Here is a 24,956-nt window from a genome sequence, read left to right on the forward strand (position 1 = left end):
TAATTTTACCTTTAATAGCAACTGTAGCACAGGCTATAATGGCGATCGGGTGATGATTCCCCTACCTAATTTGTGATGACAACAGAACTCGAAACTGAACTGCTAACTGCTGTTGAGCGCCGGCGCAACTTTGCTATTATCTCGCACCCTGACGCGGGAAAAACTACTTTGACAGAAAAGCTGCTGCTGTACGGAGGTGCAATTCACGAAGCAGGTTCTGTGAAAGCGCGGCGGGCTCAGCGACACGCTACCTCTGACTGGATGGCGATGGAACAGCAGCGGGGAATTTCTATTACTTCTACTGTTTTGCAGTTTGAGTATAAAAAATATCACATTAATCTGCTCGATACTCCGGGACACCAAGATTTTAGTGAAGATACTTATCGCACTCTGGCGGCGGCTGACAATGCAGTGATGCTGGAGGATGCTGCTAAGGGTTTGGAACCGCAAACTCGGAAGTTATTTGAAGTTTGTAAGCTGCGAAGTTTGCCTATTTTTACTTTCTTTAATAAGCTCGATCGCCCTAGCAGAGAACCTTTGGATTTGTTGGACGAAATTGAGAAGGAATTGGGGTTGCAGACTTATGCGGTAAATTGGCCGATAGGTACGGGCGATCGCTTTAAAGGTGTTTTCGATCGCAGAGGGCAGAAGATTCACCTATTCGAGCGGACTAAACACGGTTCTCGCGCTGCTGTTGATACTGTCATCGAATTGGGCGATCCGCGCATTGAAGATTTGTTGGAACAAGACCTTTACTATCAGCTCAAAGAAGAGTTAGAACTGCTGGATGAGTTAGGAACTGAACTCGATTTAGACTTGGTTCGGGCTGGAAAAATGACGCCTGTTTTCTTTGGCAGCGCGATGAGCAATTTTGGGGTCGAACTGTTTTTAGATGCGTTTTTAGATTACGCTATGAAGCCGATCGCCCGCAAGAGCAGCGCCGGAGACTTGCCGCCAACTTATGAAGATTTTACCGGGTTTGTGTTCAAATTGCAAGCGAATATGGACCCAAGACATCGCGATCGCGTGGCGTTTATTCGGGTTTGTACAGGCAAGTTTGAAAAGGACATGAACGTGACTCACGCTCGCAGTGGTAAAACGGTGCGTTTGTCAAGGCCTCAAAAGTTATTTGCTCAGGATCGTGAGTCGATCGAGGTTGCGTATCCGGGGGATGTGATCGGTTTGAACAATCCGGGAGTATTTGCGATCGGGGATACTATTTACACTGGGCAAAAACTGGAATATGAAGGGATTCCCTGTTTTTCTCCCGAACTTTTTGCTTTTTTGAGAAATCCCAATCCTTCTAAGTTTAAGCAGTTCCGCAAAGGCGTTTCTGAGTTGCAGGAAGAAGGCGCAGTGCAAATTATGTACTCGGTTGATGAGGCGAAACGCGAGCCAATTTTGGCTGCTGTCGGACAGTTGCAATTTGAAGTTGTGCAGTTCAGAATGCAGTCGGAATATAATGTGGAAACGACGATCGATATGTTGCCTTACAGTGTAGCTCGCTGGGTTGACGGCGGTTGGGAGGCGCTGGAAAAAGTTGGGCGGCTGTTTAATACGGTGACGGTGAAAGATACTTGGGGAAGGCCGGTTTTGCTGTTTAGAAATGAGTGGAATTGCCGACAGGTGGAAGGGGAGCACCCTGTTTTGAAGTTAAATGCGAGCGCCCCTGTGGTTTCTGGTTTAGCTGTTAGCGAGGAGTGATAATGATTGGTTTGTAGGGACGCGGAATAGTTGATATGTGTCAACAATCGCCTGAAAACTTTTTTATCTCTCGTTTATAACTGAGGCCAGATCCCCCTAAATCCCCCTTAAGAAGGGGGACTTTTATCGGAATCGGAATCTTGTCCCTTATTAAGGGGGGCTAGGGGGGATCTGGCCTCGGAGAAAAGCAGCCGTCTATGAGTACGTTCGCAGCTTAAGTTGATACAAATGGACAGGGCGCCGTGTCCTGAATCTTCGTGATTCATAGCCCTAATTTGGCTTTGGCATTTTCCCAGGAAATAGTTTCGCCTTGGCGTGCTTGGTTGATGCTTGGGCGCAGTTTGGTAACAAATTCTGTATCATTGAGAATATCTAAAGTTTCCAGCAGTTCATTCAAATGCGTGTAGCTCATTTTCCTGGTTTTCGATCGCTTCAAATAAAGCATCAGCATCCTCTGTCTTCATAAATGCTTTCTCGGCTAATCGCTTCATCTGAAAGAATAGGAAGGTTGAGGGTACGATGACTGTTAATCCATTCCAGAAATGCTATTGACCATTCTGTTGGGGTAGCGGTTTCGTGAAATGAACGTTGTTGAGATTTTATTGGCCGTTTCATTATGGCACTTCTTGAATTAATTTTTAATATTATAACTATTCTAAATTACCGGCACCACAATAAAATCAGAAGCCCGATCGCCAAATCTCTCCAAGTAACTGGTTTCCAGCCGCTGACGCTGGTAAGGAGTCAATCTAAAATCTAAAATCGGTTGACGGCTGGCCCCCTCTGCGGCTACGCTTTGAAGTGAGAGGTTGCTTGCTTGTAGAGGAGGCAGCCCGCGTCACCCAAAAATCTAGTTGCACTGCCCAAAGCTGCTGGTAACAGCAATGGACAGCATAACCGCCAAACTGGGACTAGCAGTCTGGAGGCTAACGGAGTATCTTAACATCCTCTGTAGCCGCCCTGCTATGTGTTGAAATGCGGGGCGGCTGGGTTTTTGGGTTTTTCTAGAAAACCCAAAACCAGGAGAACATATTATGTCACAGGAATTCGTGCCTGACGACAACAAATCCCAATGCCCAAATGACGACTCAGCAGCAGTATCGGAACAGGAAGTGGTGCTGTTAACGGTTGTCGGTTCGCCCAAAGGTGTCCGGGAAACCATTCTCACTTTGTACCGGCTGGGATTTGCAGAAGTGGGCGATTGGAGTCCCGTACAGCGTGCCGCTAATCCGAAGCAGGTGATGAGCGTGCTGATCCGTCGGAAGCGGGCTGAGGGTATATCGCCGAGAAAATCTGGGCGGTAAGCTGCAAGGTTAAGTTTTTTTAGGGCTTACGCACAGGGGCCAGAAACCGGGTTTTTCCCTTGAATACTGCGTTGTGAGGCACAGATTCGACCAAAAACCCGGTTTCTTTGAGGAATGACGCATGGGTGGCTAGAAACCGGGTTTTTACGAGAATAGTTGGTTGTGATTCGCAGATTCGGCCAAAAACCCGGTTTCTTTGGTTGGAGTCCGTCAATCCTACAACAGTGAAAGCCTTGGAATAAAGAGGGTATTAAAGCATGATTTGGCATTATCATAAAATAAATCAACTCTAAAGATGCGCCTTGACACAGTGCTGCAAACACCGAGCCAAGACGACTTCTCCAATGTTGTAGAGCCAACACAGGAGCTATATCAATAATGACAAATAACGATCCAAATAGGTGGCTGCGCTACGATTCAGATAGGGATATTTCTCGACATAGCGCCACCAACCCGCAGAAATGCCGGGATATGCAAAAGAAGTATGGCTGGAAACTGATCGACATTGAGGAAATCGAAAATAAGTACATTTTTGAAGTTGATTGCGTGTTCAAAGGGAAAACAGAATTTCCCAACTATCTCGAAGAAAAGGAGGAAGAGTAATGCAAAAATACATTGTTTTTCAAGCTGAGTCAGGTGAAGATGAAGGCTGGAGACAGAGAAAACTCCAACACAGCCAAGCTCTAACTTTTATCATTGCAGAAAACTGGGACTCTTCTAACGAACCGATTCCTGAACCGGGATATCGCCCTGTAGAATTTGTGCGGGTGGAGTCAGAACACGATCCAAACGAGCACGCGCACAATACTCATTATCGGGTGAGTGATTGGGAAGTTGTGCGGGTGCAAACATATACGCCTGATATTCCAACTCCGATGAGCGAGTATGACGTAATTGTGATGTGTTACTGTCGGTATAGCCCGATCGATGCTCCTCTGAAACCGATGCCGCAACGACAGGTATCGATCGATTCTTTTGGTGGCGATGAGGTGGCTTACAAGCAATACCTGGAATCGGAACAGGGCAAGAATTATGCGCCGTCAGGTATCAAGTCTTAGGGCTTACGCATGGGGCCAGAAACCGGGTTTTTACGAGAAGAGGCGTTGTGATTCGCAGATTCGGCCAAAAACCCGGTTTCTTTGTCGGAGTGCGTAAGTCCTATTAATCTTATTCCAAACGTTTTAATAACTCTTTAGGTGATAGAATTGGTAAGGTGGCACCAGCAAAATCTCCTGCATCGCGGGTTACGATCGCCTCCAAGTTATCTGACAGCGCACAAGCTAACTGCACGGCATCTTCAAAATCGGTTAAATTAGATGCAAATGCTATTTCCAAAACGTGGCGATCGACGGCAGATACTTTCATTAAGGCTAGTGTTTCAGCAATAGCTTGCCTAGCGCGATCGAGGCTGCGAGTTTGCCTTCTGACAATGTAGAAGATATTTGTTAAGGTTGTTGCTGTTACATATCCGTCAATTTGCTCATTTTCGATCGCCTCAAATAAAGCATCAGCCTCTTCTACAAACGGTTCTCGTTCTAGCAAACTATCGAGGATAATGTTGGTGTCTATTAATACCTTCATTTGAGGTATTTCTCCACCAAACGCTCTTCTAACATGACTGCAACTTCCGCATCTGTTGGAGGTGGCGTATCGGTTTTTGCTAGCCCTCTGAGTCGCTTTGCCGCACCTTTGCGATCGGGCCGCAATCTAATTTTAACTTCGGCATCTGTTGGGATTGGTGTATCAGTTTTTGCAAGCCCAGTCACGGGTTCCACAAAATCATCCAGCAGAGGTTGGCGGGGTCTGAGTTCCTGTCTGATGGACTCAACAATCGCGTTGACTAGAGCTAATCTGTCGGTAACTGATAGTTTGTGGGCTTCTCGGCTTAATGGCAGCCAAGGAATTTGCGGTATTTGGGATTCGTTCATATTTATATTTTGATATTTTCTGGGTCTATTTTAGCAAATTTAGGGCTTACGCGCGGGTGGCCAGAAACCGGGTTTTTTCGATAATTCTTGGTTGTGATGCGTAGATTCGGGCAAAAACCCGGTTTCTTTAGTAGTTTCATCACCCAACAACTAACATAAACTGTTCTCGTTTAGCTGCGAAACTCAAGCAAGCTAAAATATCCTGTTGCGTGAGATAGGGAAAATCCTCTAGGATTTCTTGATAAGTCATCCCAGAAGCGAGATATTCCAACACGTCATAAACCGTAATTCTCATACCTCGAATACAAGGTTTACCACCTCGCTTACCCGGTTCGATAGTAATTATCTTAGCGATGTCTTGGTCTGACATGGCATTTTTCCTTTAGCTACTGTTTTCAATTTTAGCATCAAAAAATAGAGATTAAAACCTGGCGATTGAAATCGCTTCTTGTCAAACAAAGTCCGCGCAACGCGAGACTAAAAGAGCAAGGAAGTATTTAACCACAAATTGGCATAATTCTTCAGTCCTCTTTTAGAGGACTTTAGCTTTGAGGCAGGGGTTTAAACCCCTGTCGGATCGTGGCGATTGTGCAATATCTCAGAAACAAATAATTTTAGTGAAATTATTTAAGTACCTGGCGGCAAAAGTTGCAACTAATGACAGCAAAATAGAGCTGTGTTAGAACAGTTATCGATCGACCAGCCAAGCTATCTTAGAAAGGACGCTAGCGAAAGCACAGTCATGGCACCTCCCACTAATCCAAATCCGGCGGATTCATCTGCAAAACAGTCTCTAGAGGCTGGGCTAGCAGCTTTGAAACAGCAGGATTACCCCACCGCGATCGCCCTTTTAGAATCCGTTACCCAAACCGCAGCTAATCAGCCGTCGGGAATCCGCGCGCAGATGGGGTTGGTGGCTGCGTACAAAGCAACGGGTAATGTCAAAGAGGCGATCGCCCTGTGCTCTTCCCTCGCCAAAAGTCCCAACTCTCAAGTCAAAACTTGGGCCGATCGCGCTTTAAAAGAATTAACCCCCCCTCGCCCCCCAAAACCACCGGAAAATAAACCAAAATCCGCAGAAACTCCCCCCGAAACAGGCTTTGTCGCCTTTGATGCCGGAACTAAATCGGCGAAAAAATCGCTTGGGGGCGATGGCTTACGCCCCGCTTCGCTACGACCGACCGCAGATCAAAAAACAGGATTTTTACCTTTAGAGCCTGCTGTAGAGCCTGAAAACGCCAAATCGCAACCGATTTCCCCGCCACCTCCACCCCCCACAAGCCAGACTTCAGAACCGGAAAACTCGACCGAAACCGCACCCCATACAGAAATTAGCAGCGAAAATAGTTCCGGTTCCCCAACAGATATCCCCGGAGTCGCCAGCCCAGATACTTACCAACTAACTTGGCGCGAAGCGGGGCGCGCGAAAAGCCCGCGCCCGCTCAAACCGCTGAAGTTGCTGGAGTTTCGGATACAAGCCGTTGCAAGTGCGATCGCCCTATTTTTCCTAGCCCGGTTTGTCCTGCAATTCCTGCTGACAAACACTAATTCTCTATTAGTTCAGCTTTACATATTCACTAGACTGCCTATTTTCGCCCCGATTCAGCTTTTTTACCGCGATCCAACTCCGTTTGTTCAGATGGTTTTTGGATTGCTTTTGGCCTCGTCTCCCTGGCTGATAGACGCGCTGCTGAAACTGTTTTGCGGCATCGAAACTCTGCGCGGGTCAGTTTTATCGAAGCACAGCAAGGAAGCTAGCCGGGTACTGCGAAGTTATTGTACGAAGCAAAATATGCCGGCGCCGGTGCTGAAACTCTTGCCGCTGAATGTTCCTGTAGCTTTCAGTTACGGCGGTTTGCCCCGTTTTGCTCGGATTGCTGTGAGTCGGGGGCTGTTGGAACAGTTGACGGATGATGAAATTGCTGCTATTTTCGCGCGGGAGTTGGGCCATATCTCTCACTGGGATTTTGCGCCGATGTCGCTGGCGCTGCTGGTGATTCAGATTCCTTACTTGATTTATTGGCAGGTGGCGCACTGGCAAGAGCGGTTGTGTGATTTAATGACGATCGAGTTTTTGCGTTCTGCTGTCAAATTTGTGGCGGCTGCAATTTCTGCTATTAGTTACGGGATTTATAAGTTGTTGCGCTGGCCGATGTTGTGGGTGTCGCGCCGCAGAGTGTATTTTAGCGATCGTACTGCTGCAGAAATTACGGGCAATCCTAACGGTTTGACGCGGGCACTGGCTAAAATTGCGATCGGCATTGCTGATAATATCGAACAGCAAAAACAAACTAGCTTTTTTCTGGAAAGTTTCGATCTATTGTTACCTGTAGGCGTTGGACAAGCTGTAAGCCTTGGTTCTGCTGCATTACACGCGCCACTAGAACAGATTTTGCTGTGGGATGTCAGCAATCGGGAGCGCAACTGGTTGACGGTTAACAGCGCGCATCCTTTGCTGGGAGAGCGTTTGAAGCTGTTGGCTCTTTATGCTCAATTTTGGCAACTGGAGACAGAGTTAGATTTGGTAGACGCGGGAGTGCAAGAACAACCCCGCAAAGGAAAATTATCTCTGTTTAAGTCAATAGTCGAATTTAAAGACTCAAAACTATTTTTACAGGGTGCGCCGTTTTTTGGAATTCCGATGAGTTTGGCGATAGTCGGCGTGCTTTGGCTGATTGGCTGGATTTTTTCGAGGACGAGTATCTGGCAGTTGGATTGGCTTTGGGGCGATCGATCGATTATTTGGGGCTGTTTGCCGATCGGATTTAGCATCGGTACTTTGATGCGGATCAATTATTTCTTCCCGGATATTATACCGCGAGAAACCGCTTCGCCGAGTTTGCCGGAAATTTTGTCAAATCCCGAGAGTTTGCCGCTGGATGCTGAACCCGTGCGGCTGGAAGGGCAACTTTTGGGTCGATCGGGTATGAGTAATTGGCTAGGACAAGATTTGATTTTGCAAACGGCGACAGGGTTGGTGAGGTTGCACTATGTTTCGAGGTTTGGCTACATTGGCTCTTTGTGGCCATTTTTGTTCAAAGAGACTACTCGCCCTAGCGATTTGATCGGAACATCTGTTGTGGCGACTGGTTGGCTGCGCCGGGGTGCTACTGTGGCGATCGACCTTGAAAGTCTCCGCAGTCAAGGAGGGAGGGTTAGTGACAGCGGACATCCGATTTGGTCTGCGATTTTGGCCTTTGCTGCTGCTTTTTGGGGCGCATACATTATTATCCAGGGGCCAAGGTGAGGAATGGCGATCGGATTGTGGCGTGAGTCGCCAACCACGCGCATCCTCGATCGGTTTTGAGTTAAACAGCGGAGGGGCGATGTTCTTGGTGCTGGTGGCGCTGTCTACTATTGATTGGTGTCAACGTAACGTCAAACGTAGTACCGGTATGCTGTTTGACGATTAGGGCTCGATCCCCCCTAGCCCCCCTTAATAAGGGGGGGACAAGAAATATCCTCAAAGTCCCCCTTCTTAAGGGGGATTTAGGGGGATCTAGACTTAGGTAAAAGCGAGATTTCTCAGGGGTTTCAGCCTTAAGTTGACACTAATGCCTACAGTCTTCTTCCTTCTTGCCTCTTCCCTCGTAAAGAAAAGTTGCTTTTTTGCCCGCAGTCTGTTACATTAGTTTACATAAATTGGATTGAATCAAACAGCGCGATAACTTCAGTTGGCTAAAATCCCTTAAGGCATTGCGTAAAAATTGTCAACATCCCAACACAGCAAGTACAGCCAGCCGCTTGTCGGCTGTTTTTTTTCGATCGCTATTTTTGCTGTGCGGGATGAATTCTCAAAAGTGATTCAGATGTGGTTTCCGTTAAATACAGACTGAAATCTTCCTAAATAACTAGCTCTGTTACCAAGGCTGTGATACCTTTAAAGAATGCTCGGACTCTGCCGGGCCGGATTTAAGGGATAGTGGGTAAATGAGTAGTTCTCAGCATTAGGAGCGAGATTAGGATCGAGGTAAGATTACTGGCTGAAAAAATGTTAGCCATTTTATCCATCACTGTATTAAACTGAATACTGGCATTCCGATCGCTTACAATTGACATCCTTGGACATAAATTTCTAGACGGCGCTGGCTATAAACATTCTGAATCAAAACCGGAAGCAAGTAATACAGAATAGCCAATAGCCTAAACATTTGAGTGATGACTAAAAGTTTACACAACAACCTGAGATTTAAAAGCTCTCTGCATCGGCGGTTAAGTTCCGGCCTTATCAGAGTAAATCATCTTTTTGTTCTAAAAGGTGGGGGGAGCTGTCAAGGTTGGTGGGAGGAATGCGCCAATTCTCCGGTTATGTGGTGTTTGCCTGAAGTCAATATTCAGTTGACTTCAGGTAATTCTGTTCGAGCAAATTAATTAAAATCCAAGTCGGGAGGAATTTTTCATGTCTATTCGTCTTTATGTTGGCAATCTACCCAAGGAACTCGATCGCCAAGAATTGCAAGAAGTTTTTGCACCGGAGGGCGAATCTGTTACCACCAAGGTAATTACAGACCGCAAAACTGGAAAATGCCGAGGATTTGGTTTTGTGACGGTGCTAACCGACGAACAAGCCGACCAAGTTATTGAGAAATATAACGGCTTGATGTTCAAAGAAAACCCGCTGAAAATAGAGAAGGCATTGCCCCGCTCTAAGGGTAAATCTGAGAAGGGCGAAGACGATCAACAGCAGTCGCCGCAGTCACCGCAGTTGGTGTCGGCATCGGCGTCTGTTCCAATGCCTGTGCCTGCGCCGCAGCAACAGCAGCGCTCGTCAGCTCCCCCTAGCCAAGGTGGAGGCGGTTCCAGCAAAAGCAATCGCCGTCGGGGTGACAACAACAAGTCTCGCCGCAATCAGTCAGCAGCAACTGTGTCGAGCCCTGATTCCGGCTCGGTGCAGCCAGATCCGCGCTGGGCGAGTGCTTTGGAAGAACTCAAGCAAAGATTGGTGGAAGCTCAGACTACTAATTAGTCGCAAATGGCGGCTAATTGCTGCTGTCTCCCGACTGTGGTTGACTGAATGTATCTGGAAGTGCGATCGAGAATGGGTCAAATAACCCTGTTGTCGATCGCACTATTTTATTGCAAAAAAACCTGTAATATCATGTCCTATCAATTACCATTAATATGGTAGGGGCGGGTTCACCAACAATACCCGCCAATAATTGACAATCTCAAAAACCCGCCCCGGCCGGGTTCTTACGGTCAATCGATCGCACCAGTCCCAATTCTTTAATCGAAAAAGGTATAAGTCCTCTTTATTCGATCGGCCCGAATTCGATTGTCTCAATAAACTCAAAAATCTTGTTCATAATTCCCTCAACTTCAGACTCCAGGGAACCCAATTCATCCCCCTCCTGATAAATTCGCTGACAGCTTACGGTGTAGCAAAAATCGTCAGCAATAAAAGCCATAAGTCCCCGGTAAGCATCCAACCGAGTCAGAGGGCGATCGTTTTCTTGCACGCTGATAGTTGCACCCGCAGGCAAATCTAAAACCACGAAATAAGCTTCTTCATCTTCTAAATATTCTGCGTGGAGTAACTTAGAATTGGCAACATTAGCAAGAATTGCCTGAGAAACAAAATTGTCGAGAAAAGACTTGAGATAACCTTCCTCGCCAACCGACTCGATTGTTTCTTCCACTTCACCAGCAACAGGGAAATAATCAATTTTCAGCAAAACGCCAAAGTCGTCAGAAAATGCGACACAGCTTTCTTGCTCATCAATTTTACCGCCTCGTTCCTCGTCAACTGGAATGGGAACGCTAAAATTGCCTTCAGGAGATACGTACCATGCCGCATCGAAATCAGACTCTTCGCCCTCTACTTCCGAGTAAGCAGCAATTACATCCTCAATAATTTCTGCAGCTTCCTCATCTTCCACACCTAATGCTTGCTGGAATTCCTGAAGAAAAGCCTGGTGCTTCTGAGATATTTCGCCATCTGCGACAAACATTGCTGCGGTTATGGCAAAAGTATCCAACACTAACTCATCTGGCATAGATGCCCCTGCAGTATTAAATAATGCTCCTAAACCGTCCTGGGCAACAATACCGGCGAGTCTTTGAAACATTGCTGACATATCATCTTCCGAGTATTCAGCAAATATTTCTGATTCCCAAAGTATGCTTTCTAAGATATCAGCATCCGTATCAGGGGAATTTGCCTCCGCTGCCACAAATGCTACCGCTGCTACGGATTCTTCTAAAGTTAAGCTTGCTTCGGATTGGTCTTCTGAATTGAATATTTTATCAAACTTGCCCACAGGTTTTGCCCCGCTAGTGTTTAGTTTTGCTATTCATAGCAAATTTATGACATAAAAAGATAGTAGTCAATCGATTTTAGATTTTAGATTTTAGATTTTAGATTTTAGAATTGAAGCATTGACTTGCGCGAGATAAATTCGGGGGGCAAGTTTCATCGGGTACAGGTTTTTTATTTCTGGACGGATGAATCACGTGGCGGGTATCCTGGATGCTTGATTGTCAGGGATACTCTGGACGCCGGACACGGCGTAGTGCTTCCCTACAGATATCGCACCCGACACGGCGCTGTGCCGTTTCCCTACAGATATCGCCTATTACCAGGGACTGCCAATTATTGTGAATCCGGCCCAAAACTTGGGGTGAGAGAAATCTGCATTGGCTACTTGTGTGGCTTGATTAATGTCGATCGCGCCTTCAGTCCCCCGCAATTGACCGTTTTTAATTAAAATTTGTTTGTGGATCATTGCCAGTTGAGCTTTTCTGAGCGCTTCAGCTTTAATTGGGGCCGATCGCAAATTGCCATAAAACTCGGTCATCAGGGCTAAAGTGCCGATATCATTAACTTTCCACAAACTCGCCAAAGCTGATTTTACACCGCTGCGGACGGCCAGTCCAGCAAAACCCATTTCTGCTGCTGTACTGTCACCGATCGCAGTTTCGCACGCACTCAGCACTAATAACTCGACTTGTCTGCGATTGTACCACTTCGCCAACCTAAATTCATCTAGCGCCAAAGAGCTGTCCCACAAATCAATCTCAGCTTCTTTTCTTCCATTTTCCCTTTGAGGAAAACTGGCGTGAGTAGCTAAGTGAACGATTCCAAATGCCTGTTGTTCTCGCTGTTTTCTCAGGTTTTCCAGGGTAAAGTCTTGATTGAGAAAAGAGCGGCCTTGCCACAAGGGAAATGCTGCTTGATTTTGCGTTTCTGTTCTCCTCCCGGCGATCGCAGATAATTCGATCGGCACCGCAGGCAAAGCAGGTTTATCAGTGTGGGGAAATTGGGAAGCACCCATCGCTAAAACTTGAGCGTTTTGCAAACTTTGATAATTGGTGTTAGTCAAGCTGACACTAGGAAGTGAGCCTACACTGTACTTTTCTACCAGAAATTGCTTGCCGTCGTGCAAAGCTGCTAGCGGCAGTTGGCGCAAACCGGCATCGAACGAAAACACTAGCGTATCTATATTTAATGCTTCTAAATTTGAACTAATCGGCGCAATTAACCACTGGTAAAGTTGCTGAGAAATGGGCAAATATTCTTCACTTTGCGAATTATTCGATTGACCCAAATAGCGATGAAATTCTGCCACTTTTCCCAGCAAAACTGCGTTAGAGACAGGAATATTTTTGAGAATCGGAGGGCCGTCTGGAACTACTAACACTAGGGATAATTCTTCGAGACGGACGATCGCGTAAACAATTACAGCTTGCTTCCCGGTTTCCTCCTTAATTGTTTTCAGAGTTTCTCTCAGATATTGAACGTTGATTTTTTTATCGGTAAAGTTTTCCCCATAATAATTTTCGTAGTCTTGTTCAAAGAGTTGGTCAATTAGAGCAACAGCATCGTTAGCATTGCCTTGGTCTAAAGTTTGTTCGACGAGCGATCGGCTAATTTGTGAGGGAAAGAGATTTGGAATATCTGCAGGTGGGGGATTTTCTGCGATCGGAGGGGGAGTGGGAGTTGGTTCGGGAATTGGTGCGGGGGCGGGAATTGGTGCGGGAATTGGAGTTGGTGCGGGAATTGGAGTTGGTGCGGGAATTGGTGCGGGCGCTGGAGTAATACTCGGTGAATCTTGAACTGGCGCTGTATTTATTGCAGCTATTCTCTCCCAAAGATCAGAAAGATTGACATCAAAGGGTTCAGAATTAGCAATCGGTAAACTAGGAGTTTGCACAATTATTTCCGGCGGAGTTTCTGCGACTGAAACAGTTAAATTGTCAGTAGATGTCTGTGTAGAAATCAGGTTATTTGCTTCGGCTCCCGCAATCGTGTTAACTGACGGGGAGTAAGGAAGTTCTAGGGAGATAATTGTTTCGTTGTTACGCTTCCAATCTAATTCGGTATTTCCCGTTTCAGTATTTTGGTCGATCGAGGTTTGTGCTCCCAATAAATCGCCAATTAAAAAAGCTAACTCCTGTTGGGGAGTTTGGCTTGGGCTGACAGCGGGCGCGGGTACGATCGCACTTGTAGGCGCAGGTACGATCGCACTTGCAGGTGCTGGCTGAATCTGAGTTACAGGCTGGGTTACAGGGGCAAGAGGGGCTGCGGGCGCGGGATTTGGCGCGTTTGGAGGTTGGGAGGCGATCGCAGGTTGAGAAGCGAGGGAGGAGAGGATTTGGGAAACCGAGGGAAGGGTAGGTGTAGAAGCTATGCGGGCAGCAGCGTTTGGGGTTGTGGGCGTCGAGGGCTGTGTGGGGCGCGCGCGGGGTGGCAGTACGAATGAACCGGGCAATTCAGGTAGTCGGAAGTCGATGGGAAAACCAGGTATCGGATCGGGTGTTGCCGAAGGTGCGATCGAGCTTTCGGGAATTGGGGCAGGTGCGATAAATATTTGGGAAATTGGAAAAGGTGCGATCGAGCTTTCGGGTGTTGGGGCAGGTGCGATCGAGCTTTCGGGTGTTGCCGAAGGCGCGACGGGTAAACGCGGTGGGAGTTGCGGTGAGGGTGTGCTTACGGGCGCTGGAGTCGGTGTTGGGGAAGGCGCTGGAGTAGCTGCGGCTGTGGGTGCGGGTGTTGGAGTAGCTGTGGCTGTGGGTGCGGGTGTTGGAGTAGCTGCTGGTGCGGGCGCGGGCGTGGGAGTAGCTGCTGGTGCGGGCGCGGGCGTGGGAGTAGCTGCTGGTGTGGGTGCAGGCGTTGGAGTAGCTGCTGGTGTGGGTGCGGGTGTTGGAGTAGCTGCCGGCGTTGGAGTAGCTGCGGGTGTCGGTGCAACTATTGGCGGCGGCACGGAGATAATTTGAATGCGATCGACATCCTGTCTGTGAGTATAAAGATAGGAGTTATCCCGCAAAATTGTTTGAATAGGATTAGAATTTCCCCTAGTAATTGCACCCGCCGTTCCATTTGTGGCAGAATCACCGACAATAAACGGCGTTAATCCTGCGCCTCCGTGGCGGATAATTATAGTACCGCCGCTGCTATCTCCAGGACTTCCAGCGGTAGAAATGCTAGCATTGATGCCGTTTCTGTCTGTGAACGAATTTAGCGATCGAAAAAACATTCCCATCAGAATCTCCACATTTCCACCGATACCGCTGCCCTGACTCTGAGCATCAATTTGACTCACAGTAATATTGCCAGAAGTGCTGCGGTTATAAGCCGTAACATTCCCTGCATTCCCCTGCGCCGAAGAGTCAATTTTACCAACATTAATACTTCCGGTAGCGTCGAGCAAGATACTGCCGCCATCACCAGCAGACGAGGTATTGATATCGCCCGCAGCAATATTAGTTCCAGCATTCAAAGCGATATTGCCGCCATTGTTAGGAGAAGTCGCATCAAGATTTTTAGTGGTGATTTCTCCGTTCTCACTAAACAAAGAAATTCCGGCGGGTGAGGTAATATTTTTGGCGGTAATATTATTCGTAGTAATAATGTTAATTGCACCGGAACTTTCGGGGATATCATCTTGAATATTGACGCTGGTGAGGGGAGAGACACTGCCCACAGCATCGCCAAAATCAACACTGCCCGCATCGGGTTGAACAGTCAGACTGTAAGGCCCGTCAACTGTAGACTGAAAAGTAATATCGCCAGTTTCTAAAATTTTTACCGACAGGTTATCACCTAATGTTACCGGAGCGTTAAAAGTAATGTTATTGCGGTTGGTTTCGATATTTCCCTTAGCAGTAATAGAGTCATTTGCCTTGACATCAATATTGCCACCAGTCACAGTAATACTGGGAGCGAAAGTACGGGAATTAATATCAGATGTCGAAACTGTTCCGCCAGCATTTATGGTGATTCCTCCGCCCTTACCATTTGCCGCAGCGGTAATAATTGGGCCTGCTGTTGTGTCGATATTACCGCCGCTTTGAATGCGAAGATTGCCACTATTGGCATTGAACCCGCTTAATAATAGGGCGCTACCAATTCCTGCCGTACTGATGTTGGTTGCGGCTTCGAGGGAAATATTGCCGCCGTTGTTGCCGCCGATCGCATTGATGATTCCTGTCGTAGTGTCGATCGCCCCGCCGCTTTTGAAGGTTATTGAGCCGCCGTCTTGATTGCCGATCGCCCGGATGGCGCTGGTAGTAATATTTCCCGCAGCATTGAGATTAACATTGCCGCCTATATTAGTTTTAAGATCGGGAGATGAACCGTCATAACTTGTCAATAGCTGACCTGTATTGATATTGCCATTACTATTAGTAAATTTCAGACTTCCACCCTGTATCCCCGATACTAATACATCGCCTATATTAATGTCACCGCTGGCAGTAGATAAAGTAACATTGCTACCGTTGCCCTTACTAGAAGTACCCGCGATCGCGGTTCCTGTTGTCGGTGTTGTGATGCCGGTGCTGGCTTGAATGGTAATATTGCCAGCAGCGCTCGCGCCCGTGACATCGATCGTTCCGATGTTAATTGTACCGTTGCTGTTAGTAAAGTTAAGATTTCCGCCCTGGATTCCCGATACTGACACGCCACCTATATTAATGTCACCGCTGACAGTAGATAAAGTAACGTTGCTACCGTTGCCGTTACTAGAAGTACCCGCGATCGCGGTTCCTGTTGTCGGTGTTGTGATGCCGGTGTTGGCTTGAATGGTAATATTGCCAGCAGCGCTCGCGCCCGTGACATTGAGCGTTCCGGTATTTATGGAACCTGCATTACTCGTAAGTGCGATCGGGCCACCGTTTTGCTTCGCCTCAACATAGAGGTTGCCTGTGGTAATATCGCGAGCTGCATTTAAGATAATCGAGCCTCCATTTTCCGAGTTGACGTTAATCAAAATTGTCCCGGGTCCTACCTGAGAGCCAGTTGAGTTTAATATGCCTGTAGTGATGCTGCCATTAGTGCTAGTAAAATTCATACTCCCACCTTGCAATCTACCAGAGTTTAATACATCACCTATTTTAATATTTCCACTGGTAGACATAGTAATATTGCCACCTTTATTACCGTTGTTTGAAGAACTCTCGATGTTTCCAATCTCAATATTGCCATTTAGGCTAGTGATAGTGATATTTCCACCATCAGATTGTGCAGGGCCATAATTTAATGATAATATCGTATTTAAAGTAATATTACCCTTTGCTTGTAAATTTATAGAACCAGGAATGCCGAGAAAGTCACTCGTATGTATAGAGGAGGAACCCTGGAAAATAATAGAACCCTGTTCGCTGATGATAGTAACGTTACCGCTCTTTCTAGTACCTATTGGGCTATTGAGTTCAGGTTTAGAACTTCTTAAACAATAAGAGCCAGAATTACAGCCGATCGTGATATCGTTTTTCGCTTGAATGATAATATTACCGCTTCCACTAGCGCCGCCAGTAAGTATACCATCCCTCCAAACATCATTTCCTCCAGTAAAAGTAAAGCTGCCACCTGCATTCACAGTAATATCAGCGCCACTGTTATCACCAGTATCAACTTGAGTGCTAAGCGTTTCAGTTGAAATATTTCCCCCTGCATTCAAAGATATATAACCAGTATTACCTCCCATACCTATTGTCGAAATTCTTCCTGTTTGAATGTTACCGGCAGCTTGCATAATTACAGGTCCTTGGGTATTGCTTGGTCCTGAATAGCCAATAATTCCAACTTTAATGTCGCCACCCGATCGCAAAATTACCGCTTGCGAAGTACCCAAAATAAATTCATCTGTACCCGGAGAAGCACCAGCATAAGTTGCATCGGCACTCGTAATATTGATATCTCCAGTAAAAGTAATGTTTCCTGTACCCGAAGTTGTATCTACCTTGAGAGATGCACCCGTGTAACCCCCAGAAGTATAGTCATCAGGCTGCGTAAAAATTGGATCGTACAGACTAATAAAATTTGCAGGTTGACCAGATAAATCAACAATCGATGTGTTACTGCCACTTCTAAAGTGAGCATCTGTAGATATGATGCCATCACTCACTAAAGTCAGATTTCCGCCACTGACAAATGGCGTTTGCGAAAGATGATTTAGCGCCAAAAGATCGATACTTTGATTTCCCTGAATGTAGAGATTTCCGCCAGCATTAGCCACAAACGGATTTGCCACACTATCGCGCACCCGCACTGTATCGTTAGCCAGCAAATTTAAATCGCCAGTTGTACGCAACAGACTTTCAACTAATGTCAAATTGCGATTAGCTGACAGCGTTGCAGTCTCCGCAGTTACTTCTTTAGCAGCGACATCTCCATTCTCTACCTGCAAACCAGAACCTGTTAATTCTATTTGCCCTCCAGCGTTGACTGTCACCCCCGTTGCACTTCCCCCGCCACCAGTCAACAACTGCGGCAAAGATGCAACTGGCAACACCCAATTTTGAGGCAAACTGCCCGCTACAGATTGCGGCTGAATCTCCAAACTCAACAGATTTCCCGGTTGACTAATTCTGACTAAACTCTCGCCGGGAACCGCCGCCACAATAATATTTCCCCCCGGTGCAGAAAGTTGTCCCGTACTCAAAACCGTGCCGCCCAATAAAGTTAAATTTTGCCCTTGTCCCACTGCCAAATTGCCTAAATTGACAATTCCTCCCGGTTGCGTATTTGTAAAAGCAAAACTATTAGGACTTCCGACTAATTGAATATAATTATTAGTACCACCCGCACTAAACCAATTATTGCCAAAACCGATGCCCGTCGCAGTAGTCGCAGTGAAAGCAGCAGGCACGTTCAAACTGGCATTTGTTCCGAAAACAATCCCCGCCGGATTCATTAAAAATAAATTGGAATTGCCGCCCGTTATTTGAATTAATCCGTTAATTAGCGAAGCATCGCCGCCGACAACTCGCCCTAAAATATTGCGGATATTAGGATTTGATATAAAATTGGCAGTTTGCCCTTGAGTTAAACCAAATTCTTGGAAACTGTGAAAGAGATTTGCACCGTCGCCGGATTGTTGGCCGCCGTTGATGTTGAATTGGTTGCCGCTGGGAGTAATTTGAGTATTGGTTCCGTCGGTTGCGGGGGTAATTTGGGCTGTGGCTGTTTGGGATGGGCCGAAAAGTCCTATTTCCCACATTGCTAAGGTGGTGAATGAGAGGAAGGTGAGGAAAAAACGGGATTTTTTGGGTGTTGATTTCATGGTGTTGTTAGTAGATGTTATGATGCTCATAAATTCATCAACCAATAAATATAATATCACAATCCTGTAGGGGCGGGTTCACCGAAAAATATGACACCCAACGACGGATATTAAAAACCCGCCCCCACCCCACCCAAATATTAATAATTCATTGAATTTAACCATTAAATTGATGTTATTTCGGGTTATTGGTTGGGTGGGGGCGGGTTTATAAAGATTATTTGTGGGTGAGTAAAATTCTGGCGAACCCGCCCCTACATTTTCAGGAACGTAAATTCATTGACAATACATTTTTGTTATCTAATTTAATATTAACTTTATTGGAATTGTAAAATTTTTTAGATGGGTGCATTTCATCGGTTTCCCACTTATACGGATTGTTGATAATATATTCCTGAATTTTTGCAAACGTTGTCTCATCGCGAATAATATGTTCATAATAACCCCTTTGCCATACATAGATTCCTGAAACATGACGCAGTTGATTTATCCGACTGGAAGAAAATGTTTTCAAGCCTCTCACAATTTCCGATAAGCCGTGACGTTGATCCTGATTTTTTATAAGGATAATTCCATGAATATGATTCGGCATAATAACAAAAGAATCTAATTCAACATGAGGATATACTGTCTTGAGGTTAAACCAATTAAAGTTAACCACTTCACCGTAACGGCTTAATAGCATATTCCCTTGTTCTATGTCACCTAATAAACACTGACGTTGCCAGATACAAATTGTCACAAAATATGCACCTGGTTGGCTATAATCATATCCTGGTAGACGAATAGAACGGCGATGATGGATATGGGGATTGTATTTCATATTTTTTTTTTGCAATCAATAAAATACCGAATATTATATCACAATCCTTACGGGGCGGGTTCACCGAAATATATGACACCCAACAACGGAGCGTAAAAACCCGCCCCCACCACACCCAAATATTAATAATTCATTGAATTTAACCATTAAATTGATGTTATTTGGGGTTGTTGGTGGGGTGGGGCGGGTTTTTACAGATTGTTTGTCGGTGACAAAATCCCTGGTGAACCCGCCCCTACGAATTGATGTTATTTGGGGTTATTGGTTGGGTGGGGGCGGGTTTATAAAGATTATTTGTGGGTGACAAAATCCCTGGTGAACCCGCCCCTACGAATTCTGTTTTTAGGATCGTACATTCATGAACAATTTATTATTTCCTCTGTTCCCTCCTTTGCAAATCTCGCAATTGCTTCTCTACCTTTTCCACCATTGGCAAATCTCCCAAGGTTGTATATCCATCTTTTGCCATTCGCAAATATTTCATAGCTTCCAGATTATTTCTCATCGCTGAATGAACTTGCCCCAATCCGTATCGAGCGGCTGTCAACTCCTCAATATCGTCTGGTTTCGCCGTATTAATGACCTTGGAATAGTAGACTTCTGCCTGGGGAACCAGTTGTAGCTTTTCCAGATACATATCGCCCAAGGCTCGATTAATTGGCGGTGTTTCCACTCCGGCTTTTTGTATATTTTCTAAAATTTCTATTGCTTCGGCTATCAAGTTTGTGTTAAGATAAACGCTAGAAATGGCTAATTTTTTGGCGTTTTCGTTAGGTACTTGTTTGTCGATCGCCCCAACCTCACTTTTCACCCTTTCCACCTCAGTCTCATCCAGCAAGCTAAACTCGATATCCCCCTCCCCAACAGCACTTTCTGAAGAAACACCCGTATTCGCCTCGACAATCAATCGGTACCTAACACCCGGTTTCAGCGCCGGTTCCCCCGGATACACAGCTTCAGTACCGTTAACAGTCATTTCCCAGTTTAATTTCGCTCCATTTTCCCGGAGGCTCAACTTATAGCTAGTAGCACCAGCAACCGGATTCCACCGCAAAATTGGCTTGCTGTCGAGCAATTTTGTCCGCCGTGGACTGATAATATAAGGAATGGGCGCGCTATTCCAAGCAATTTTACCGTCGCCGCGATCGGGACATTTAATCAAGTCGGCGCTGCAATCAGCTTTCGACTTTTCCTTGGCTAACAAACAGCTATTCAATTGATTTTCACTCCCTGCGATCGACTTAATTCCCAAATCTGCACATTGCAGCGTCAGTTGGGCGTTTTGTGCTGTTCGCAGTGTGTCTCCCGGATAAATCGGCGTACCGCTGGTAGGGCGGACAATTAGCCCGTTTTGGCGCTCGATCGCAACTTCCCCGCTACTATGGATAATCAGTCCGTTGGATATTCTGTTACTGGCTGCTAGTGCGGTAGTTGCGATCGAGCTTAAAGCTATAGAAACTGCAATCCTGATTTTCACTTGATATTTCCTTTTATTCGTAAATGTTGTTTAGCACTTTGGATACATTGCTCTTGTTCTGGTACGCTAGATTTAGAATATTTAATCGTTTTTTCCCAGTGTTCTAACGCTTCATGGGGCTTACCTTTAGTTTCCATAACCCGTGCTAAAAAACAGTGAGATTCCGGGCTATTGTCTGTCAATCCAATTGCTGTTTGAAAATCTATCTCTGCATCGTCATACTGCTGTTCTTTAAACCGTATCCAGCCACGATTTTTGATACAAGCAGCTTTTACACCGTCGTATTTAGCGTGTTCTAAACAAAGGTTGATCGCCTTTAAAGCTGCTTGATGTTTATCCTTGCGAATGAATAATTTAGATATTTGAGCAGAAGCATCAGGAAGTCCTCGCAATACAGCATTTTGCATGGCCTCTAACGCACCGCGATCGTCATTCAATTCGTCGCACAACATAGCTAAATTATAGTAAGGCTGTGCATAATTAAGGTTAATTAAACTTGCTAATTTGTAGAATTTTTTCGCAATTAAAGGTTTATTTTGACGGTGGTTTTCCATGCCAATTTGATTAGCAACTGGGGCAAGTATCGGGCCCATTAACATATAACTGCTAGCGGTAGTAGCTAAACCGATTCCCAGGCGCTGCATCAAATTAGAAATAAAAATAGAGATATCGTTGTTTGGGCGATCGTCCACCACATCATCCGCAGCAGCCATCAAAGGGCGATCGCGCTTTAATTGCAGTAAAGTCAACCCATCAAAAGTTGGCTGCTGACAGAGCACTGGTATCGCACTCGCACCGGGAAACTGAGATTCCCATTTCTGTAAATAATCCTTAGCTTTTCGTACTGCTAAAAACAAAGGATATTCTTTGCTTAAATATCCGAATAAAGACTTAACAAAATCGTGAGCAATTTTATCTGGTATCGGCGCACGCATCACAATCATTGACGGTAAAGGCAAGCCTCCAGCTACTAAATCTGCTGCCAATTGGAGGCTAGAACACGAGTTTAAAATTAGCAACTCCAATCCTTGAAAAATTGATTTTTCCAACCCCTCTTTTAAATAGTCTATTGTGACAGTATTATCGCAATCTGCTTCATTAATATGCAGCCATCCATTGACAGCATTGCTATTGCTATGCCCGCCGTAATATAAAATCTGCCAATTTTTTTCATCCTCTAACAACTTCTCGCGTAGCTTTTCCGGTGTTGGCTGTTGCATAAATTCTAACTTGCAGCGATCGCCAAAAGACATTTGAAGACTTTTCTCATCTTGTTTCAGATCGAGTCCGTCACTATTACCGGAGACACATAAAATTCTACCTCGCGAAGGCAGAGGCATTCCGCCTGTAGTTACCTTTTTGAGAGCTTTTCTATACTGGGACGGACTTTTAATTATTTCACAGTTTTTGTAATCTTCGCGAAATTTCCACGCATCCCAAGGCAGATGCCAATTTTCCGAATCTTTGATTTCGAGAAATACTTCAAAGCACCGATCTCGACCACCAAACGCATCGACTACATTTCTAAAATTTTCCTCAATTCCCGCATAAAACTCCTCACTACTCAGCCACAGCCTCATAGATTCATTCAAATATTGATAGATCAATTGAGGATTATCTTCACAAATATTGGTTGTCCCTGTAGCCTTAACTTTAATTCTAGAAAGGATGTTGCTAGATTTTCCCGCACGACAAATAAGTTGCCATCTTTTTTGCAGATCATCAACTTCCGGGGCTGGTGGCAAACTTCCTTTAAATTTATGAACTGTTGTTTGGTTTTCTTGAAACTCCCCTGTGATGTCGGGAAAACCCTTGTGTAAATCCCCAATCCCTAAACCCAAGATAAATCTTAAGCTCATAAATTAGACGCGAGTAGAGTTAATCGAGATATCATACCACAAAATTTTCTGTGACGCTGAAATCATCTAAAGCTACTCGAATACTAAAACTCTCGTCTCGATCGACCTCAATATCCTTCAGCAAAATGTACCTCTCCTGAATCCTTGATTGTGACTCGGTTAGATTTTTACCGATGTCGGAGATTAAGGAAAGTTTAATATTCTGGGGCAGGTAACGTTCTCCGATCGCCGGATGCAGTTGAACGTGAACTCTGACAGTGCGATCGCTCTCTTCAGCAATCGCCACCAACAAAGCCACCGTTGTCCTTCCCAGCCGCATTCCCAAGTCAATCAACTTAGCCCGCGTGACATCGGCTTCGGGAAACCTATTGATGCTACTTTGACTGCCTTGTAACGCAGATTCTTCTCTCGAATTTCCACCTCCTCGTAATGCAAAACTGGGGGTTTCGTCAGGAGAAATCAAGTTTTTTAAATTTTGTTTACCTCGATCCAATTGCTGCAAACATCTGTCTACAAAATTTTGCCACCAATTGCCTAACTGAGATTCAACGGGATTTTGAATCTCCACCTGAGAAGTTTGTGTCTGCTGGTTAAATACCGCTTCAAAAGGCTGCCAATCAGCCGTAAATACATTCATAAACCACTGACTGAGGTTAATTTTAGATTCCAACAAATGTTCTAGATGCCCTAAAAAATCATCCAGGGAATGCAATTCGCTCAATACTAATTCCCCCGCATCCGCATTGGGAGAAAAACCAAGCAATCTCGCTTCCTTTTCCTCCTCATCAATTTCTACTGCAATATAGCCGATGCGTTCTGCCCTTGCTTCCACAGGCACTGGGCAAATCTCAGGCGGATGTGCCGATGAATTCTGGTTGCCAGTTTCTTGAGTTTGAGGTCGATTTTTAATTGGACGGCATTCGATTTTTCCCAATCCTTTAACATACAAATCTCCCGCATCTGCAAACAGGCGAATTACGGGATTCCAGCTATCGCATTCAGTCAAGTCAGTCTCAATATCGATGATTTTTAGATAATCGCGAACTGCCAGCACTGCCAAAGTATTGAGATAAACTTGCTCGTGCCTTTGCGGGTGGCGCTGTTGGGTGGCAAACTGCTGAGCAACTTGCAGTGCCTTCTGAGTAATTGGCATTGGCAAAGATTCGATTTCCCAAAGGTTGTTATGGTTCATTGTTTGGGTACACTCCTGGTATATTTAAAGTTTGATATCCTTGGTCTTCGCAAAATTTTTGCAGCAGATGACGGCAGTCATTGTTGAACAATTGATATAAAGTAGAATGGGCGCAGCCAAACTCTTTGGCGAGTTCTTTAAGACTTTGACCGTACAAACATTTTCGCTGCAATAAAACTTGACAATTTATCTGCGGTTTGCCTCTAACGTGTCTGCTTTTTAACTCGTTATTTGGATCGGTTTCTATCCATGCGAGAAGTTCGTCCAAATAGAAACTTACATCATAATCGGCGGCGAGATAGTCAATGGGATTGATGGTTTCTTTGTCTTGTTTTCCTTCTGAGGACGCTATTCGACGGCGGTTTGGTGTCTCACTTTCTTTTATTGGGGCCAGACGACAATCAAAAAGCCGCCTTTCGAGATAGCTATTTAACCAAGTAGTAATCAGGCTTTCTTCGGGATCGTAAGGTCGTTTTGCTGTGGTAGCTTCACATAAATTTCGATTGAGATAGATCCAGGTTTCTTGCAATGCCTCTTCATAGTAAGGTGTTTTTGGTTTCCAGAGTTTGCCGGATTTGATAATCTCTCGAATTAGTTGATTCAAGAAACGACTTCGCCTGATACTGCCGGGGGGCTGCTGGCAAGCTTTGGTGACGAGTTCGACGATTTGCTGGTGTGCGGGATCTCGATCGAACTTTTCCGATTTTACTGAGCACCCAACAGCATCGGTTTCGTCGGATAAGTGGTCTTCCCCCTCGGAGGGGTTGGATTTATCAGTCATAGTTAAGTGCGGCCGCAACTTTGTTCCTACATTTATTTATCAGGGTAAGTTGGAGGAATTTATGCGAAATTCAGAAATTTTTTTCAGAGGATGGTTGAAAGTCTTGCTGTGCGGTGGATTGGGCAGTTGAATTAGATGTGAATTTTTGTTAAGACGCATCAAAACCTGCATAAACCGGGTTTTTGCGATTTATGCAGGTTTGTAACGAAGTCTTCTGCGAAAAACCCGGTTTCTGACCACCAGTGCGTTATTCGATCGCCCTTAAATCCCCAAAACACCCGTGGTTCCGTAATCTCACCAGTGTTTGTCAAACTTTATCAAAAAAAACTTGAGAGTTTTGCATAAAACTACCGAGCTCACCCTGATAAATAAACAGGAACAAC

The 24,956-nt window shown here is 45.4% G+C and carries 19 protein-coding genes; 7 read left to right on the plus strand and 12 right to left on the minus strand.

Going from position 1 to position 24,956, the window contains the following annotated elements:
- Positions 1-75 precede the first annotated feature (75 nt).
- Complete coding sequence (gene prfC, locus QT987_RS06035; protein ID WP_333238178.1) at positions 76-1,704, plus strand: peptide chain release factor 3; 1,629 nt, start codon at positions 76-78, stop codon at positions 1,702-1,704.
- A gap of 262 nt (positions 1,705-1,966) precedes the next feature.
- Here prfC and QT987_RS06040 read toward each other — a convergent pair whose 3' ends face one another.
- Positions 1,967-2,116 carry a hypothetical protein gene (locus tag QT987_RS06040; protein ID WP_333238180.1) on the minus strand — a complete coding sequence of 50 codons (150 nt, stop codon included), beginning with the start codon at positions 2,114-2,116 and terminating at the stop codon, positions 1,967-1,969.
- A 32-nt stretch (positions 2,117-2,148) separates the two neighbouring features.
- A complete protein-coding gene (locus tag QT987_RS06045; protein ID WP_333238182.1) occupies positions 2,149-2,319 on the minus strand; it encodes a hypothetical protein in 171 nt (56 codons plus the stop codon).
- Positions 2,320-2,738: 419 nt separating this feature from the next.
- Between QT987_RS06045 and QT987_RS06050 the strand changes: the two genes are divergently transcribed.
- The 3 genes from QT987_RS06050 to QT987_RS06060 all read left to right on the plus strand — a co-directional run bounded on the left by QT987_RS06050 (position 2,739) and on the right by QT987_RS06060 (position 4,066).
- Positions 2,739-3,008: a hypothetical protein gene (locus QT987_RS06050; RefSeq protein WP_333238184.1), complete on the plus strand. Its 270-nt coding sequence runs from the start codon at positions 2,739-2,741 to the stop codon at positions 3,006-3,008.
- Between the two features lie 378 nt (positions 3,009-3,386).
- Positions 3,387-3,611 carry a hypothetical protein gene (locus tag QT987_RS06055; RefSeq protein WP_333026237.1) on the plus strand — a complete coding sequence of 75 codons (225 nt, stop codon included), beginning with the start codon at positions 3,387-3,389 and terminating at the stop codon, positions 3,609-3,611.
- The gene (locus QT987_RS06060) at positions 3,611-4,066 is read left to right on the plus strand and encodes a hypothetical protein (RefSeq protein ID WP_333238186.1); all 456 of its coding nucleotides are present in this window, start codon (positions 3,611-3,613) and stop codon (positions 4,064-4,066) included. Before QT987_RS06055 ends, QT987_RS06060 begins: the two co-directional genes overlap by 1 nt.
- A 109-nt stretch (positions 4,067-4,175) precedes the next feature.
- Here QT987_RS06060 and QT987_RS06065 read toward each other — a convergent pair whose 3' ends face one another.
- From QT987_RS06065 to QT987_RS06075, 3 genes are all read right to left on the minus strand, one after another.
- A complete protein-coding gene (locus tag QT987_RS06065) occupies positions 4,176-4,589 on the minus strand; it encodes a PIN domain-containing protein (protein WP_333238188.1) in 414 nt (137 codons plus the stop codon).
- On the minus strand, positions 4,586-4,936 hold the full coding sequence (locus QT987_RS06070; protein ID WP_333238190.1) for a hypothetical protein: 351 nt from the start codon (positions 4,934-4,936) through the stop codon (positions 4,586-4,588). Before QT987_RS06070 ends, QT987_RS06065 begins: the two co-directional genes overlap by 4 nt.
- Positions 4,937-5,075: 139 nt before the next feature.
- Positions 5,076-5,306 carry a DUF433 domain-containing protein gene (locus QT987_RS06075; protein WP_333206072.1) on the minus strand — a complete coding sequence of 77 codons (231 nt, stop codon included), beginning with the start codon at positions 5,304-5,306 and terminating at the stop codon, positions 5,076-5,078.
- A gap of 306 nt (positions 5,307-5,612) precedes the next feature.
- On the opposite strand from QT987_RS06075, the gene QT987_RS06080 reads away from it, so the two are divergent.
- The 3 genes from QT987_RS06080 to QT987_RS06090 all read left to right on the plus strand — a co-directional run bounded on the left by QT987_RS06080 (position 5,613) and on the right by QT987_RS06090 (position 9,902).
- Complete coding sequence (locus QT987_RS06080; protein WP_333238192.1) at positions 5,613-8,183, plus strand: zinc metalloprotease HtpX; 2,571 nt, start codon at positions 5,613-5,615, stop codon at positions 8,181-8,183.
- 22 nt (positions 8,184-8,205) lie between these two features.
- Complete coding sequence (locus QT987_RS06085; protein ID WP_333238194.1) at positions 8,206-8,349, plus strand: hypothetical protein; 144 nt, start codon at positions 8,206-8,208, stop codon at positions 8,347-8,349.
- Between the two features lie 986 nt (positions 8,350-9,335).
- A complete protein-coding gene (locus QT987_RS06090; RefSeq protein ID WP_333234133.1) occupies positions 9,336-9,902 on the plus strand; it encodes an RNA-binding protein in 567 nt (188 codons plus the stop codon).
- 286 nt (positions 9,903-10,188) lie between these two features.
- On the opposite strand, the gene QT987_RS06095 is transcribed toward QT987_RS06090, so the two are convergent.
- The 7 genes from QT987_RS06095 to QT987_RS06125 form a co-directional block, all read right to left on the minus strand.
- Positions 10,189-11,196: a tellurite resistance TerB family protein gene (locus tag QT987_RS06095; protein ID WP_333238197.1), complete on the minus strand. Its 1,008-nt coding sequence runs from the start codon at positions 11,194-11,196 to the stop codon at positions 10,189-10,191.
- Between the two features lie 315 nt (positions 11,197-11,511).
- Positions 11,512-18,378, minus strand: coding sequence for a CHAT domain-containing protein (locus QT987_RS06100; RefSeq protein ID WP_445299591.1), 6,867 nt, complete (start codon positions 18,376-18,378; stop codon positions 11,512-11,514).
- A 325-nt stretch (positions 18,379-18,703) separates the two neighbouring features.
- Positions 18,704-19,264 carry an REP-associated tyrosine transposase gene (locus tag QT987_RS06105; protein ID WP_333238202.1) on the minus strand — a complete coding sequence of 187 codons (561 nt, stop codon included), beginning with the start codon at positions 19,262-19,264 and terminating at the stop codon, positions 18,704-18,706.
- A gap of 370 nt (positions 19,265-19,634) precedes the next feature.
- Complete coding sequence (locus QT987_RS06110; protein WP_333238204.1) at positions 19,635-20,741, minus strand: hypothetical protein; 1,107 nt, start codon at positions 20,739-20,741, stop codon at positions 19,635-19,637.
- Positions 20,738-22,600, minus strand: coding sequence for a CHAT domain-containing protein (locus QT987_RS06115; protein ID WP_333238207.1), 1,863 nt, complete (start codon positions 22,598-22,600; stop codon positions 20,738-20,740). The genes QT987_RS06110 and QT987_RS06115 overlap by 4 nt, the downstream gene beginning before the upstream one ends.
- 31 nt (positions 22,601-22,631) lie before the next feature.
- Positions 22,632-23,792, minus strand: coding sequence for a DUF1822 family protein (locus QT987_RS06120; protein WP_333238209.1), 1,161 nt, complete (start codon positions 23,790-23,792; stop codon positions 22,632-22,634).
- Positions 23,782-24,573: a sigma-70 family RNA polymerase sigma factor gene (locus QT987_RS06125; protein WP_333238211.1), complete on the minus strand. Its 792-nt coding sequence runs from the start codon at positions 24,571-24,573 to the stop codon at positions 23,782-23,784. Before QT987_RS06125 ends, QT987_RS06120 begins: the two co-directional genes overlap by 11 nt.
- Positions 24,574-24,956 lie beyond the last annotated feature (383 nt).

The organism is Microcoleus sp. SVA1B4 (assembly GCF_036700545.1).
Classification (GTDB): domain Bacteria; phylum Cyanobacteriota; class Cyanobacteriia; order Cyanobacteriales; family Microcoleaceae; genus Microcoleus.